This window comes from Leifsonia sp. C5G2 (assembly GCF_013359685.1).
GTDB lineage: Bacteria > Actinomycetota > Actinomycetes > Actinomycetales > Microbacteriaceae > Leifsonia.
In genome coordinates, this window is record NZ_JABFMV010000012.1 from 1 (window position 1) to 15,830 (window position 15,830).

Consider the following 15,830-nt stretch of genomic DNA (forward strand, 5'->3'; position numbering starts at 1 on the left):
GGGGGAGGCGGCGCGGGCGCGGCGGCGGGAGGCGCGCTCGGCGGCGGCGACGACGTAGGCGAGCACGACCACGGCGCAGGCGACCGTCGCCGCGGCGGGCAGCACCGCTCCGAGCGGGACGAGCAGCAGCGACAGGACGACCGCGGGGACACCCCAGCGCAGCACCACCCGCCACTCGTCGCCATAGCGCCGCGAGATGACCGTGTTCGCGAAGTAGAACAGCGCGATCCCGCCGCCGAGACACAGCGAGAGCGCGAGCGGGAGCGGCTCGCCGGGATGCGCGATCGCCGCCGACAGCGCTCCCGACAGCGCCGTCACCCCCGCCAGCAGCAGGAACGGCAGGAACGCCACCGTATCCCGGACGCCGCGGATGTCCCCGCGCGCGAGCAGCCGCTCCAGCCCCTGGTGCATCGCATCCACCCCGTACAGGAAAAACGTCCACGCCAGCCCGGCGGCGATGAGCAGGCCGAGCAGGCCGACCAGCGCCCCGGCCACGGTCCACGTCGCGCTCACCGCCGCGACGATGCTCAGCACGGACTCGCCGAGCACGATGATCACCAGCAGCCCGAACCGTTCCGACAGGTGGTCCACGTTCAGTGTCTCGAACGCTCCGGACGCCCAGCTCGACGCCGTCGTGATCAGCAGCACGACCTCGAGCGCGATGGCGACCGCCCACAGCACGTACCCGGCCGGCTCCGGCAGCACGATCGAGACCAGCCAGAGCACCGCCGTCACGCCGTTGTACACGCTGATCCGGATGCGCGACGCCACCCCGTCCGCCCACGACAGCCGCACCCAGGCCGCGAGCAGCACGATCCGGAGCGCCGCGTTCCCGGCAGCGAACAGCCAGGCACGCTTGCCGATCGCCTCGGGAGCGGCGACGGCCATCGCGCCGACCGCCACCATCGCGAGCAGCATCACCAGCGACAGCCCGCGCCGGGTGAGCCGCCGCGACACGTTGACGACGAAGGTCAGGTTGCCCCACGACCACCACACCGCCGCGAACAACGCGAGGAAGACCCCGATCGCCGCGAACCCGGGATGCTCGTGCAAGCCGTGCGCCAGCTGCCCGACCAGCGCCACGAAGATCAGGTCGAAGAACAGCTCCATCCAGTCGGCCCTGCCCGGGTCGCGGTCGCTGCTCCCGATCATCCTCATCGCAGGTCGTGGTCCTCGAACACGAGCGACGTCTTGGTGTCACGCACGGAGGGGATCGCGGTGAGCTCTTCCAGCACCACGCGCCGCAGGTCCTCGTTGTCCCGGGCGCGCACGAGGAGGATGACGTCGAAGTCGCCGCCGACCAGCGCGAAGTGCTCCACCTCCGGGATGCGCTGCAGCCGCTCGCGCAGGTCGTGCCAGTCGGCCTGCTCCACCCGCAGCGTCACGTACGCGGACGACGCCCGCCCCGACCGCCGCGGGTCCACCTTCGCCGTGAACCCGGTGATCACGCCCTCCGACACCAGCCGCGAGACCCGCGAGTAGGCGTTGGCGCGCGACACGTGGGCCGCCTCCGCCACGGACGTGATGGAGGCGCGGCCGTCCGCGCGCAGAGCGTCCAGGATCCGTACGTCGATGTCGTCCATGGTGCTGGACAGTCTGGCACCGATTCCGGCCACGCGCACCCGTTCGTCTCGACTCGTGCGCACCCGTAGCGTTCCGCGTCTGCCGAAGTCATCCTGGGGAGGAGCGACGTCTTTCGAAGGAGAACAGATGCACGCGGACGATCTGCTGCCCGGCGACACCCCGCTGCGGCTCATCGACCAGGATGGCGGGTCCCACCCGGACGACCGCCACCGGATGCCCGCCGCCGGCACCCTGCTGGAGGGGTACCGGCAGCTCGTGCTGGCCCGCCGGATCAACGATCAGGCCGACGCCCTGGTGCGCCAGGGCCGCCTCGCCGTCTATCCCTCGTCGCACGGCCAGGAGGCGTGCGAGGTCGCCGCCGCGATGGTCCTCGGCGGGCAGGACTGGCTGTTCCCGACCTACCGCGACACCGTCGCCGTCATCGCCCGCGGCGTCGACCCGTTCGAGGCGTTCGTGCTCCTGCGCGGCGACTGGCACTCCGGCTACGACCCGCACGAGCACCACGTGGCGCCGCAGTCCACGCCGCTCGCGACCCAGCTGCTGCATGCGGTCGGCTTCGCGCACGCCGCCCGGATGCGCGGCGAGGACACCGTCGTGCTCGCCCTGTGCGGCGACGGCGCCACGAGCGAGGGCGACTTCCACGAGGCGCTCAACTTCGCCGCCGTCTTCCACCTGCCGGTCGTCTTCCTGGTGCAGAACAACGGCTACGCCATCTCGGTTCCGCTCAGCAGGCAGACCGCCGCGCCCAGCATCGCCCACAAGGGCGTCGGCTACGGGATGCGCGGCCGGCTGGTCGACGGCAACGACCTGGCCGCGCTGCTCGCGGTGCTCGGCGAGGCGGTCGCAGAGGCGCGCGACGGCGGCGGCCCGACCCTGGTCGAGGCCCTGACCTACCGGATGAAGTCGCACACCAACGCCGACGACGCCACCCGCTACCGCACCGACGACGAGGTGGAGCCGTGGCGCGCCCGCGACCCGCTGCTCCGCCTGCGCGCCTGGCTGACGGCCGAGGGCGCGCTCACCGAGGGCGACGACGCCGAGGCGCACGCGCACGCCGAGCGCGTCGCCGCCGACCTCCGTGCGGCGATCACGACCGACGGGGAGCCGCATCCCGAAGACCTGTTCGCCCACGTCTACGCCAGCCCGACGCCGCAGCTGCGCGAGCAGGCCGAGCAGCTCGCCGCCGAGCTCGCCGCAGCGGAGGAGGCCGCACGATGACCCTGATGCACGACGCCCCCGCGGAGCGGACCGCCGAGGCCCCGCCCACCTTGACGATGGCGCAGGCCCTCAATCGCGCGCTCGCCGACGCGCTCGCCGCCGACCCGTCCGTCGTCGTCTTCGGCGAGGACGTCGGACCGCTCGGCGGTGTCTTCCGCATCACCGACGGGCTGACCGCCCGCTTCGGCGAGGACCGCTGCTTCGACACCCCACTCGCCGAGGCCGGCATCGTCGGCACGGCCGTCGGGATGGCCATGAATGGGATGCGCCCGGTCGTCGAGATGCAGTTCGACGCCTTCGCCTACCCCGCGTTCGAGCAGATCGTCGACCACGTCGCGAAGATGGGCAACCGCACGCGCGGCCGGATGCGGCTGCCGCTGGTCATCCGCATCCCGTACGCCGGCGGCATCGGCGGGGTCGAGCACCACTCCGACTCGTCGGAGGCGTACTACGTGCACACGCCCGGCCTGACGGTGGTGTCGCCGACGACCCCGCAGGACGCGTACGGGCTACTGCGCGCCGCGATCGCGCATCCCGACCCGGTGATCTTCCTCGAGCCGAAGAAGCTGTACTGGTCGACGGGCGAGGTGGACACCCAGGCGCCGCTGCCCGAGATCGGCCGGGCGCGGGTCGCCCGGGAGGGCACGGACGCGACGCTCATCGCCTACGGGCCCTCGGTCCCGGTGGCGCTCGCCGCCGCGGAGGCCGCCGCGGAGGACGGTCGCAGCCTCGGCGTGATCGACCTGCGCTCCCTGGTGCCGTTCGACGACGAGACCGTGTGCGCCGCGGTGCGCGCGACCGGCCGCGCAGTGGTCATCGCCGAGGCCCCGGGCTTCGCGAGCATGGCGGCCGAGATCGCCGCACGCGTCTCGGAGCGCTGCTTCCACCACCTGCTCGCCCCGGTGCGGCGCGTCACCGGCTTCGACACCCCGTTCGCACCGCCGAAGCTGGAGCGCTTCTACCTGCCGGATGTGGACCGCATCCTCGATGCCGTCGACGCGTTGCAGTGGGAGGACGCGTGACCGCCCGGGTGTTCACCCTCCCGGACCTGGGGGAGGGGCTGACCGACGCCGAGCTGGTCCGCTGGCTGGTCGCGGTCGGCGACACCGTCGTGACCGACCAGCCGATCGCCGAGGTGGAGACTGCGAAGTCGGTGGTGGAGGTGCCATCGCCGTTCGCCGGTCGGGTCGCGGCGCTGCACGGCGACGAGGGCGAGACGATCCTCGTCGGCGCCCCGCTGCTGGAGGTCGAGGAGGAAGCGGTTGTGGAGCCTGCCGCGTCCGGCTCCGGGCAGGTGCTCGTCGGGTACGGCACGACCGCGCACGGCGCCCGGCGGACGCGGGCGGCGCGCTCCGGCAGCGGGACCACGGCCGCGGCGACGGCCACCGCGCCCGCGCCGCCGTCGCGCGGCCGCATCGTCCCGGTCGTCTCCCCGGTGGTGCGCGCGCTGGCCCGCAGCCACGGCATCGACCTGGCGACGCTGCGGCCCAGCCGTCCCGACGGCGTGGTGACGAGGCGGGATGTGGAGGCTGCCTTCGCGACCGCGCCCGACGGCATGACGCCCTCGACGCAGAACGCTCCGGCGCCGCTGACCGACACCGGCGCCCCCGACCCCCGCACCGGCCTCACGGTCGCCGCGACCACCCCGTTCTCGCGCCTCCGCCGCACCGTGGCCGAGACGATGTCCCGCAGTCGCTCCGAGATCCCGGAGGCGACCGTCTGGGTGGATGTGGACGCGACCGAGCTGTGGAACGGCCGCCGCCGGCTGGCCCGCGACGGCCGCGCCCCGTCGTTCCTCTCGTTCGTCGCGCGGTTCGCGCTCGCGGCGCTGGCGCGGCATCCCGAACTCGCGGGCCGCGTCGCCCCGGACGGCCAGGGCGTCGTCACCTTCGAGGGCGTGAACCTCGGCTTCGCCGCCGACACCGAGCGGGGACTGCTCGTGCCCGTCGTCCGCCGCGCCGACCGGCTCTCGGTGCGCGAACTCGACACCGAGCTCGACCGGTTGGCGCGAGCCGCCCGCGAGGGGACGCTGCCCCCGGCCGACCTCGCCGGGTCGACCTTCACGATCAACAACTACGGCAGCCTCGGCGTCGACGGCAGCGCCGCGATCATCAACCACCCGGAGGTCGCCATCCTCGGACTCGGCCGCGCCATCGAGCGGCCCTGGGTGGTGGACGGCGCGATCGTGCCCCGGCGCATCCTGCAGTTGTCGCTCGTCTTCGACCACCGCGTCACCGACGGGGGCGTCGCGGCGGGCTTCCTGCGCGAAGTGGCGGACGCGATCGAGTCGCCGCTCGGCGCCCTTGCCGACCTCCCCGGCGCCGTCGGCGGCCGGGCGTAGGGTGGCGGCATGAGCGACAAGAAGAACGACGACGACTACGACCTCAGCGAGGAGAAGGAGGTCGCGCCGGAGGAGAACATCGACTGGCTGCCCCAGCCGGAGCCGACCGACGGCGAGGCTCCCGCTCCCTGAGCTCCGGCGCGCGGGGCTCCCGCCTCACGGCCTAGGGTGGGAGGAGTGACCCCTCGCTCCCTCCCGCTCTGGCTCGCCCTCGTCCTCGCGCTCCTGTGCGGCGCGCTGGTGGCGATCCAGTCCCGCATCAACGGTGAGCTGGGCAGCAGGCTCGGCGACGGCTTCACCGCCGCGAGCATCTCGTTCGGGTCGGGCCTCGTCATCCTCTGCGTCGCCCTCGCCATCGCTCCGGTCGGTCGGCGTGGACTCGCGCGCGTCCGGGAGGCGCTCCGCGACCGCCGGCTGCGCTGGTGGTACGTCTGCGGCGGCGCCGCCGGGTCGTTCCTGGTGCTCTCGCAGGGACTGGCCGCAGCCGCCCTCGGTGTCGCCCTGTTCACCGTCGCGGTGGTCGCGGGCCAGACGATCAGCGGCCTCGTGCTCGACCGCGTCGGCATCGGCCCCGGCGGCCGCCGTCCGCTCACGGCCGCGCGGCTCGTCGGCGCGCTGCTCGCCCTGGTCGCCGTCACCTGGGCGGTGTCCGCCCAGTTCGGTGGGAGTGCGCCGGTCTGGCTCATGCTCCTGCCGTTCATCGCCGGCCTCGGCACCGGATGGCAGCAGGCGGTCAACGGTCAGGTGCGCGTCGTCGCCGAGAGCGCGCTCACCGCGACCTTCATCAACTTCGCCGTCGGCACGACAGTGCTCGTCGTGCTGATGCTGGTGCGGTGGGGCGTCGGCGGGATGCCGCAACGCCTGCCTGCGGAGCCGTGGCTCTACATCGGCGGCGCGCTCGGCTGCGTGTTCATCGGCGTCACCGCGCTACTCGTCCGGATCACCGGCGTGCTGCTGCTCGGCCTCGCGACCGTCGCCGGCCAGCTCGCCGCCGCGCTGCTGCTCGACCTGCTGCTCCCGACCGCCGGCCACCAGCTGGCGTTCTCCACCATCGGCGGGACGCTGCTCGCCATCGTCGCCGTCGCGATCGCGAGCGTCAGGTGGCGCTGGCGGCGCACCGCGGCCTGAGCCGGCCGCTCACTCCAGCGTCGTCAGGAACCGCTCCGGGTCGATCGTCGTGCGGTGACCCTCCTTGCCGTCGGCGGGGATCCCCCCGACGTACAGCCAGCCGAGCAGCCGCTCATTCTTCGCCAGACCGTGCATCCGGTGCACCGCCTTCGACCGGGTGTGGTGGCCGGTACGCCACATCACGCCCCAGCCCGCGTCGTGCAGCAAGAGGCTCAGGATGTGCGCGACACCGGACGCGACGGCGTCCTGCTCCCAGCCGGGGACCTTGTCGCTCTTCGTCCGGACCGACACGATCGCGAGCAGCAGCGACGAACGCAGCGGCTTCGCGGCGAGCTTCTCCGCGTCGGCTCCGGTCGCCTTCGCATCCGCGACGAACGCCCGGCCCAGCCGCTCGCGCGCCTCGCCGCGCAGCTCGATGAGCCGCCAGGGGTGCAGCGCGCTGTGGTCGGCGACCCGGCCGGCGGCCGCGACGAGGGGCAGCAGCTCCTCGTGCGTCGGCGCGTCGGCCGTGACCCGCGAATACGACCGCCGCGCGGCGACGCGGCCCGCGAGGTCGGTCATCACGCCTCCGGCGTGAAGTTCAGCGAGATCGAGTTCATGCAGTAGCGGTCGCCGGTCGGCGTGCCGAAGCCGTCCGGGAACACGTGCCCCAGGTGCGAGCCGCAGCTCGCGCACCGCACCTCGGTGCGCACCGTCCCGAGGCTGGTGTCCTCGATCAGCTGCACCGCCTCCGGTCGCACCGACTCGTAGAAGCTCGGCCAGCCGCATCCCGAGTCGAACTTGGTGCCCGACTTGAACAGCTCGGCGCCGCACGCGGCACAGGTATAGAGGCCGGCGCGACCCTCGTCGAGCAGCTCGCCCGTCCACGGACGCTCCGTCCCCGCCTCGCGCAGCACCGCGTACTGCTCCGGGCTGAGCTCCTCGCGCCACTCGTCCTCGCTCTTCGAGACCGTGTAGCCGTCCTCGGCGGTGTGGTTCTGTGACATGCCTGTCCCTTTCGTCGTCACCAGACTAAACGGCGCGCTTCCGCGTCGTGTTCCCGATTGCGTCCCGCGACGTGCCGCGGAGAAACGGGGAACACACAGGACCCGCGCCCTAGGATGACGTGCGAACGCGGGGACGACCGGGATGCCGGACGCCCAGGCGTCCGCGACGAGGGAAGGCGGTGCGCGTGACCCGGTCAGCCGACGAACGGCCTGCCGACGAACGCGAGCCCTCGGGCGTGGACGGTCTGAGCGATCGGGATGCCGCGATCCTCGCTTTCGAACGCCAGTGGTGGCGTCACGCCGGAGCCAAGGAGCAGGCCATCCGCGAGGAATTCGGTCTGTCGGCGGCTCGGTACTATCAGTTGCTCGGTGCGCTGATCGACCGTCCGGCGGCACTGCGCCATGACCCCATGCTCGTCAAACGGCTGCTCCGGCTGCGCGAGGCGAGACTGGCCGCACGACACGCACGGACGCTCCCGTCCGGCGACCGACCCTGAGGACCCCCACCCCCGATGGCAGAGAAGTTCCCACGCGACCGGTTCGACGAGATCCCGGGCGACCTCCAGCGCGTCGGCGCCCACCGTGCCCCGCGCCGTCGCGGCCGCGGCTGGATCGCCGTCGGCTGGGCGGCCCTCGCCACCGTCCTCCTGGTCGGGGCCGGCATCTTCGGGCTGTCGCTGGTGAACGGAAGCATCGACTTCCACGGCCCGACCGGCACGGGGTCGCGCACCGCGTCGGCGACGCCGACCTCGACGCCCACGCCCACCATCGTCCCGACCGTCAATCCGGCGCTCACCGTCAACGTGCTCAACGGCACCGCGAAGGAGGGCCTCGCGGCCGCGGTCGGCGACAAGCTGAAGGCCGCGGGCTGGAAGGTCGGAGCGCTCGCTAACGCCGACAAGACCGACCTCGCGGCGACCATCGTCTACTACGGGGACCCGGCCAATCAGGCCGCGGCGCTCGGCGTCGCGCAGTCGCTCCCCGGTGCCACCATCCAGCAGAGCACCGCCTTCAGCGACAGCGGCGCCGACATCACGGTGGTCATCGGGGCGAACTACCCGGGCTGAGCGCGCGTCAGCTCTTTGTTTCGCGCGTGTTTAAGTTCGGACACAATTCGGAACGGATTCCCGAAAACACTGGCGTCCACAGGCATTGCACGCATTAGGATCGGGAGTCAACGTGCGGCGTCGGATCGCGCGAGCGACACAGCAATGGGAGTAATGCATGGCGAACGGGACCGTGAAGTGGTTCAACGCTGAGAAGGGCTACGGCTTCATCACCGTCGAAGGTGGGGGACAGGACGTTTTCGTTCATTACTCCGCGATCGACATGAACGGATACAAGGTTCTCGAAGAGGGCCAGCAGGTCGTGTTCGAGGTCGGCTCCGGGCAAAAGGGCCCGCAGGCCGAGTCGGTGCGCCTGGCCTGAGCGGCAGCGCGACGTAACCCGTGAGACGCCGTCCCCTGCGGGGGGCGGCGTTTCGCCGTTCCTCCTGCCTGGATGCTCCACCGCGCGCTTGCACTCTCCCGCCGCGAGTGCCAGAATCGCTTTAGCACTCCATCTGATCGAGTGCTAATCAACGGAATCTTTCGCAGACGTCCGGGAGGGACGAGAAACACATGGCAAAGATCATTGCTTTCGACGAGGACGCGCGCCGCGGCCTCGAGCGCGGCCTGAACACCCTGGCCGACACGGTCAAGGTGACCCTGGGCCCGCGTGGTCGCAACGTCGTCCTCGAGAAGAAGTGGGGCGCCCCGACGATCACGAACGACGGCGTCTCCATCGCGAAGGAGATCGAGCTCGACGACCCGTACGAGAAGATCGGTGCGGAGCTCGTCAAGGAGGTCGCGAAGAAGACCGACGACGTCGCCGGTGACGGCACCACCACGGCGACCGTGCTCGCCCAGGCCCTGGTCAAGGAGGGCCTGCGCAACGTCGCGGCCGGCGCCGACCCCATCACCCTGAAGCGCGGCATCGAGAAGGCCGTCGCGGCGGTCACCGAGGAGCTCATCGCCTCCGCCAAGGAGGTCGAGACCAAGGAGGAGATCGCGGCCACCGCGTCCATCTCCGCCGGCGACACCACCATCGGCGAGATCATCGCCGAGGCGATCGACAAGGTCGGCAAGGAGGGCGTCGTCACCGTCGAGGAGTCGAACACCTTCGGCACCGAGCTCGAGCTGACCGAGGGCATGCGCTTCGACAAGGGCTTCCTGTCGCAGTACTTCGTCACCGACCAGGACCGCCAGGAGGCGGTGTTCGAGGACCCGTACATCCTCATCGCGAACCAGAAGATCAGCAACATCAAGGACCTTCTGCCGATCGTCGACAAGGTGATCCAGGCCAACAAGCCGCTCCTCATCATCGCTGAGGACGTCGACGGCGAGGCGCTGGCGACTCTGATCGTCAACAAGATCCGCGGCATCTTCAAGTCCGTCGCCGTCAAGGCCCCGGGCTTCGGCGACCGCCGCAAGGCCATGCTGCAGGACATCGCGATCCTGACCGGCGGCCAGGTCATCTCGGAGGAGGTCGGCCTCAAGCTCGAGAACGTCACCCTCGACCTGCTCGGCCAGGCCCGCAAGGTCGTCATCACCAAGGACGAGACCACCATCGTCGAGGGCGCGGGCGACCCCGAGGCCATTGCCGGTCGCGTGCAGCAGATCCGCAACGAGATCGAGTCGACCGACTCGGACTACGACCGCGAGAAGCTGCAGGAGCGCCTCGCCAAGCTCGCGGGCGGCGTCGCCGTCATCAAGGCGGGCGCGGCCACCGAGGTCGAGCTCAAGGAGCGCAAGCACCGCATCGAGGACGCCGTCCGCAACGCGAAGGCCGCCGTCGAGGAGGGCATCGTCGCCGGTGGTGGCGTCGCCCTCATCCAGGCCGGCAAGACCGCGTTCGAGAAGCTGGAGCTGACCGGCGACGAGGCCACCGGTGCCAACATCGTCAAGGTCGCCATCGAGGCTCCGCTGAAGCAGATCGCGATCAACGCGGGCCTCGAGGCCGGCGTCGTGGTCGAGAAGGTCCGCAACCTCCCGGTCGGCCACGGCCTCAACGCCGCGACCGGCGAGTACGTCGACATGCTGGCCTCCGGCATCAACGACCCGGTGAAGGTCACCCGCTCGGCGCTGCAGAACGCGGCGTCCATTGCGGGCCTGTTCCTCACCACCGAGGCCGTCGTCGCCGACAAGCCCGAGAAGAACCCGGCGCCGGTCGGCGACCCGGGCGCGGGCATGGACTTCTAAGTCCCACCCACCACGAAGAGGGCGTCTCCCCACCAGGGGAGGCGCCCTTTTCGCGTCTCCGAGCCGGCGCGCCGTCGGTCAGAAGGGCTCGCAGAACACGTCACGATCCGGGTCCGGCGGCGTCTTCATCAATGAGGCATGACGGCCAGAGGTGGCGCCATCGGCGCTGACAGCTGTCTTTCGCGGGTGAAATCGCGTTCCTAGCATGTGCCTCGAATGCCCGAGGTGAAGGAGAACGTTTGAATGGCTGTGTTCCGAGGCGCACGATCGCTGGCGGTGGCCGCCCTCGTCTCCGCTCTGGTGTTCGAGACGGCGGGGGTCTCCCCGGCCGTCGCCGAGGGCGACGTCCGCGTCGCCTCCGAGGGTGTTGTCACGCGCTCCTCCGGTGACCCGTTCACCGATACGTCGCTGGCGCGGGAGCCGCTGCCGGGCGCGCAGGTGCAGCTGGTCTGCGCCGACGACGGCCGGAGCCTCGCGCAGCAGTCGACCGACGATCTCGGTCGGTACTCCCTCTCCGCTTCCTCGGGATGCTCGTCGGTCTCGCTGCGGCTGTCGTCGACCGCGACGGCCGGCTTCTGGTCGGACGGCGCGGAGGCCCACGGCGCACTGAGCGCCGGTGAGGGCTGGCTGGCGGCGCCGGTGCCGTCGCCTGCCACCGCGGATCCGGGCACGCTCGATCTCGCCGTGGTCGACGCCGCGGCATCGCCGAGCACCGCCGGCCAGACCGACGCCGCAGATCCGGCGACGCCGGACCCGTCCGCATCCGAGACCCCTCCCGCATCGCCGCTCCCGGATACTCCGGACCCGTCCGCGTCGGACGCGCCGCCCACCGGGAGCCCTGAGAACCAGGACGCGCCCCAGGCGCAGGCTGATGCGCGGCCGGAACTGCTGACCGTGACGAACACGGCGATCCGCGTGGTGACCGACGGCACGCCGGTGTTCGATGCCGACGATGCGCCGGGCAACGACTCCAGCGCGAACAACGGCATCGTGCGCACCAACGACACCGTGCAGTACCAGTTCCAGTTCAACACCGATGCGGCGTCGACGCAGCCGCGCATCGAGTCGACGCTGCCGGTGGGGATGCGCTGGCAGGGCGTCCCGCCGCAGTGCACCGGGAACGGGACGACGCCCCACGGTTCGGGCATCTACGACTCGGTGACCGGGCTTCCCGGCGGCGATTCGCGCCTGCTGGTGTGCCAGCTGCCCGATGCTCCTGTCCCTGCCACCCTCTCGGTGTCGCCGATTGCGATGGTCACGACGGACTCGCTGAACGGCCAGACCAAGTCGGTGCAGTTCACGGCCTCCGAGGTCAACGGCGGGGCGCCGGTGACCTCGGCCACCGCGGATGTGACGGTCTCGGCGGGCGCGTTCTACGACCTGGTCAAGGCCTCGTCGAGTGGGCCGAGTTTCGCACTGGGAGAGGACGGTACGACCCAGGGCTTCTATCGTCGCTACCAGCTGGGTATCAAGCTGGCCCCACCGGGGCGTACCGGCGACCAGCAGATCAAGGGCATGTCTCCGTTGGCCTCCCCCTTCACTTTCACCGATTCGCTCGCGCAGATGTCTCCGAACTCGCGGCTCTTCACCTGGGGGACGGAAGCCGGCCTTCCGTGTCGGCAGTCGAGTGGGAATGGCACGGGTATGCCGAATGGGGCAGTCGGAATCGTCACGGGCGCCACCACCGTGAATTCTGTGCCGAACTCGGGGTCGATCTCGTGCGTCGGAACGGGATCGAATGTCGCCGTGACGGTGTCGGGACTCGACAGTTCAGGGTCGAGCTTCCCGACTCGCGCGGGCGACGGAGCGGCGCTCCCGGTGAACGATCGCTGGGTGGCTGCATACCAGATCTACATCTGGACACCCGCTCAGGATGTCGTGAACGGTGCCGACGGGGTTCCGGGAACCGGGGATGACAACGTGCTCAACCTGCGCAATACGGTGAGCGGGTTCGACCCGACCGATGTCACCGGGCAGTCGAACTTCGGTGCGGGCCAGGAACCTCTCGCCAACAACACCGTGGTGAGCACGCAGACCGCGACGGCCGGGTGGGGCAAATTCTACGAGGACTACGCACTGGGAAACGGTGTCCCGGTGCCGGGGAGTTCGGGGTTGCGCGCGGGTGACATCCGCGTCAGCATCGGTAGCAAGGTGCGGACGAGAGCCGACATGACGGCTGGAGCGGTGCCCGTGGAGAACGCGATCCTGTGCGACGTCTTCGACAGCACCTCGCAGCGCTTGATCCAACTTCCGGGCAATGGCGGCTCGCCGACGCGCGGGGTGACGCAGGGCGGAGTCGGCTTCACCCTCCAGTACGGAGCCGCCGTGGCGTCGCCCACGACGTTCGCGGGGATGCGCACGTCACGGTGCGATGACGGCGATGCGACCTGGAGCACCAGCCCGACCGATCCAGCGCTGGGCGGTTCGCTGACCCCGAACGGGTTCCGCAGCACTATCGATCGGGTGCGGATGGTCTTCGCCGGACCCACTCTGCCATTCGCCTTCAACTACTTCGAGACAGGGTTGGAAGTCTATGCGAAGTCCTCGCTCGACCCGGCGCTGAATCCTGACGGTACCTGGGTATCGAACTTCGCCCAATTGAAGTCGGGTACCACTCCGGTATGGGCCACCAACAACTACAACCCCCTCGACAACTCGGGCGTTCCTCGAGGCGATCGGATGCAGATCGTGCCGGGTGAGGTTCGTCTGGTGAAGTCGCTGGTGGAGCAGTCGCCGGGCTCGGGGTCGCAGGTGTCACCGGGGTCGGATGTGGGATGGCGGATGCAGCCGGCGGTGGAGACGACGGGTGTTCCGGGTGTTCCGCTGACGGATGTGACGGTGACGGATGTGCTGCCGGCGACCGCGCCGCGGTTGACGGTGAATCCTCTTTCCGTGACGCGTCCGCCGGGGGTCGGGGTCGAGTTCTGCGAGCTCTGCGACGGGTCGGACTGGTCGGCGACGGCGCAGAGCCCGAGCTACGGGGTGCGGTGGCTGTTCGGCGATGTGGTGCCGCGGACTCCGCTGCCCGCACTCGAGTTCACCGCCCGGGTGCCGTTGGCGGCACCGAACGGCGCGACGTACAGCAACACGGCGGTTGCGGGGTCGCCTGACGATCCGTCGTCGCTGTCGTTGCGGTCGTCGTCGGCGAACGCGCAGGTGGTCGCGGGCGCTGCCGTGCTGGCGACGAAGACGGCGGTCGCACCGGTGACGGGGCTCGAAGGCCCGTTGCAGTGGGATCTGGAGGCGCTGAACGCCTCCACCGACCCGATCACGCGCATCGATCTGATCGACGTGCTGCCGCGTCCCGGAGACGGGCGCACCCCGGCGACCACGGGGGTGGGCGGCTACTCCGCCATCAGTGTGTCGGGGCTTCCTGCGGGGGTGACGGCGTATGTGACCAGCGCGGACACGTCGGTGCTGAACGCTCAGGATGGCACCGATGACGGTTACGCGGATCCGGGTTCGCCGGGAGACGGCTGGTATGTGACGCCGGGTGCGGGCGCGTGGTCGTGCACGGTCGCGCAGGTGGGCTCTCCGGGGTGCCCGACCGCGGCGCAGGTGACCGCCGTCCGCTTCGCGACCGCGGAGGGTTCCAGCGCACCGGTCATCGCGGCGGGTGGGACGATGTCCATGCGGTTGTCGCTGACGCCGGTCGGCAACGCGAGCGGTCAGGACTACACGAACCGGTTCCAGTTGCGGGTGAACCCGGAGGTGCTGGCGTTGCCGGTGCCGTCTCCGGATGCGACGGTGCGGGTGGTGGCGCCGTCGGTGTCGATCGCGAAGCAGACCTGCACGGCGGCCGACACGGTCCTGTGCGATCCCGCCGACGATGCGGTGTGGGCGGAAACCGACCTGGTCCGCCCGAGTGAGGCGGGCGTGTTCCGGCTGCGCGTGACCAACACCGGCCCTGTCGACGGCGACATCGAGGTCACCGATGTGCTTCCCACCGGACTGTCGTATGTGCCCGGCTCGGTGGCCTCCAGCGGCGGAGACGTGACGGCGTTCCCGTCGACCTGGACGATCGATGGCGTCGCGTCCGGGGAATCGGAGTGGTTGACGTTCCGTGCGGTCATTCCCGGAACGGGATCGGTGACCAACTCCGCGTCCGCGAAGATCACCGACGAGTTCGGGCAGACCGGCACGGCGTCGGACACGTCGGCGTTGGAAGCGGCGCCGACCGTCGTGAACGTGACGAAGACCCTCGAGAGCGCGACCGTCGACCAGGACGGGGCGGCCCAGCTGGTGTACCTGCTGACCGTGGCCAACACCGGCCGCCTCTCTTCGGTCTACGACCTGACCGACTCGCTGGCCTTCCCGAGCGGTGTCCAGGTGACAGCCGCTGAGGCCGTCAACACTGCGCCAGGGGATGTGGCGGTGAACCCCGGCTGGAACGGCGCCGACGACGCCGCCATCGCCACGGGCGTCTCGATCGCGGCCCAGGCCACCCACACGTACCGCGTGACGGTGTCGGCGACCGTGCCCACGACGCTCTCGGGCGACGAGCGGTCCTGCGCCGCCGGCGGCGGGTTCGCGAACACCGCCGCGGTCTCAGGAGACGGAATCGACGACGACGCCTACGCGTGCGGCGACATCCCCGGAACCGGCCTGACGGTGGCCAAGAGCGGCCCCGCCACCCTGGAACTGGGTGCGGATCGGCTCACCTGGGAGATCTCGGTCGCGAATACCGGCGCGCTCACCCTGACCGATGTCCCGGTCACCGATGTGCTCCCCGACGGGATCGCATTCGTCTCCGCGACCGCGGGTGGCGCGGCCACCGGCCGGACCGTGGGGTGGACCATCCCCGAGCTGCTGCCCGGACAGACGGTCACGCTCAGCGTCACCGGAAGCGTGGACCGGGCCGCCATCGGCGCGGGTCCCATCCGGAACTGCGCCAGCGCGCAGCTCCCGGACGGCAGCGACCCGGTGACCGGCTGCGCCGCCACCACGATCACCCCGGCCGTCATCCCGCCGGCCCTCGTGCCGCCCCTGGCCACCGTGATCGGCGTCCCGGCAGCGCTGGCAGCCACCGGCAGCGACCTGTCCACCATCGCGGTCGCTCTCGCCGTCGCCGTCCTGCTCGCCGGATTCGCACTCCTGGTCATCACCCGGATCCGCCGCCGCCGGCCGCGCCCCGAGTGAGCTGGACTCCCGTGGGGGTGCCGGGGGGCACCCCCACGGGACCCGAGGGCTTCTCAGCAGCGCCGAGCGGGATGCTGCATCCGGAATACATGGCCCCCTATGCTCGGATCGCGGGGTGGACCCGTGTCACACCGAGTTCGGGGGGTCCGGGTGCGTCGTTTCCGTCCCGGCCGCGCAGCGGCCGCCATCCTCATC

General features: G+C 71.0%; 14 protein-coding genes. 10 read left to right on the plus strand and 4 right to left on the minus strand.

What is annotated here, in order from left to right:
- Positions 1-1,152: low temperature requirement protein A (locus HNO83_RS14940; protein ID WP_175338320.1), on the minus strand; the 1,152-nt coding region annotated here is incomplete at its 3' end.
- 2 nt (positions 1,153-1,154) lie between these two features.
- Positions 1,155-1,583 (minus strand): Lrp/AsnC family transcriptional regulator, encoded by a 429-nt coding sequence (locus HNO83_RS14945; protein WP_175338321.1) that lies wholly within the window; start codon positions 1,581-1,583, stop codon positions 1,155-1,157.
- Between the two features lie 127 nt (positions 1,584-1,710).
- Between HNO83_RS14945 and pdhA the strand changes: the two genes are divergently transcribed.
- From pdhA to HNO83_RS20810, 5 genes are read left to right on the plus strand one after another with little or no spacing between them, the layout of a single operon-like run.
- Positions 1,711-2,802, plus strand: a complete 1,092-nt coding sequence (pdhA, locus tag HNO83_RS14950; RefSeq protein ID WP_175338322.1) for a pyruvate dehydrogenase (acetyl-transferring) E1 component subunit alpha — start codon at positions 1,711-1,713, stop codon at positions 2,800-2,802.
- Complete coding sequence (locus HNO83_RS14955) at positions 2,799-3,824, plus strand: alpha-ketoacid dehydrogenase subunit beta (RefSeq protein ID WP_175338323.1); 1,026 nt, start codon at positions 2,799-2,801, stop codon at positions 3,822-3,824. Before pdhA ends, HNO83_RS14955 begins: the two co-directional genes overlap by 4 nt.
- Complete coding sequence (locus tag HNO83_RS14960; protein ID WP_175338324.1) at positions 3,821-5,143, plus strand: dihydrolipoamide acetyltransferase family protein; 1,323 nt, start codon at positions 3,821-3,823, stop codon at positions 5,141-5,143. The genes HNO83_RS14955 and HNO83_RS14960 overlap by 4 nt, the downstream gene beginning before the upstream one ends.
- 9 nt (positions 5,144-5,152) lie before the next feature.
- Positions 5,153-5,275: a hypothetical protein gene (locus HNO83_RS20645; RefSeq protein ID WP_283810106.1), complete on the plus strand. Its 123-nt coding sequence runs from the start codon at positions 5,153-5,155 to the stop codon at positions 5,273-5,275.
- Positions 5,276-5,320: 45 nt separating this feature from the next.
- Positions 5,321-6,271 (plus strand): DMT family transporter, encoded by a 951-nt coding sequence (locus tag HNO83_RS20810; protein WP_175338325.1) that lies wholly within the window; start codon positions 5,321-5,323, stop codon positions 6,269-6,271.
- A gap of 9 nt (positions 6,272-6,280) precedes the next feature.
- On the opposite strand, the gene HNO83_RS14970 is transcribed toward HNO83_RS20810, so the two are convergent.
- Complete coding sequence (locus HNO83_RS14970) at positions 6,281-6,832, minus strand: nitroreductase family protein (RefSeq protein WP_175338326.1); 552 nt, start codon at positions 6,830-6,832, stop codon at positions 6,281-6,283.
- Entirely contained in the window at positions 6,832-7,257 is a 426-nt protein-coding gene (gene msrB, locus HNO83_RS14975; RefSeq protein WP_175338327.1) for a peptide-methionine (R)-S-oxide reductase MsrB, read from the minus strand. The genes HNO83_RS14970 and msrB overlap by 1 nt, the downstream gene beginning before the upstream one ends.
- A 179-nt stretch (positions 7,258-7,436) precedes the next feature.
- On the opposite strand from msrB, the gene HNO83_RS14980 reads away from it, so the two are divergent.
- From HNO83_RS14980 to HNO83_RS15000, 5 genes are all read left to right on the plus strand, one after another.
- Complete coding sequence (locus tag HNO83_RS14980) at positions 7,437-7,754, plus strand: DUF3263 domain-containing protein (protein ID WP_175338328.1); 318 nt, start codon at positions 7,437-7,439, stop codon at positions 7,752-7,754.
- Positions 7,755-7,769: 15 nt separating this feature from the next.
- Positions 7,770-8,324 (plus strand): LytR C-terminal domain-containing protein, encoded by a 555-nt coding sequence (locus HNO83_RS14985; RefSeq protein WP_175338329.1) that lies wholly within the window; start codon positions 7,770-7,772, stop codon positions 8,322-8,324.
- 157 nt (positions 8,325-8,481) lie between these two features.
- Positions 8,482-8,685, plus strand: a complete 204-nt coding sequence (locus HNO83_RS14990; RefSeq protein WP_175338330.1) for a cold-shock protein — start codon at positions 8,482-8,484, stop codon at positions 8,683-8,685.
- A gap of 191 nt (positions 8,686-8,876) precedes the next feature.
- The gene (gene groL, locus HNO83_RS14995; protein ID WP_175338331.1) at positions 8,877-10,496 is read left to right on the plus strand and encodes a chaperonin GroEL; all 1,620 of its coding nucleotides are present in this window, start codon (positions 8,877-8,879) and stop codon (positions 10,494-10,496) included.
- A 243-nt stretch (positions 10,497-10,739) separates the two neighbouring features.
- A complete protein-coding gene (locus tag HNO83_RS15000) occupies positions 10,740-15,635 on the plus strand; it encodes a CLIPPER-2 domain-containing protein (RefSeq protein WP_175338332.1) in 4,896 nt (1,631 codons plus the stop codon).
- Positions 15,636-15,830 lie beyond the last annotated feature (195 nt).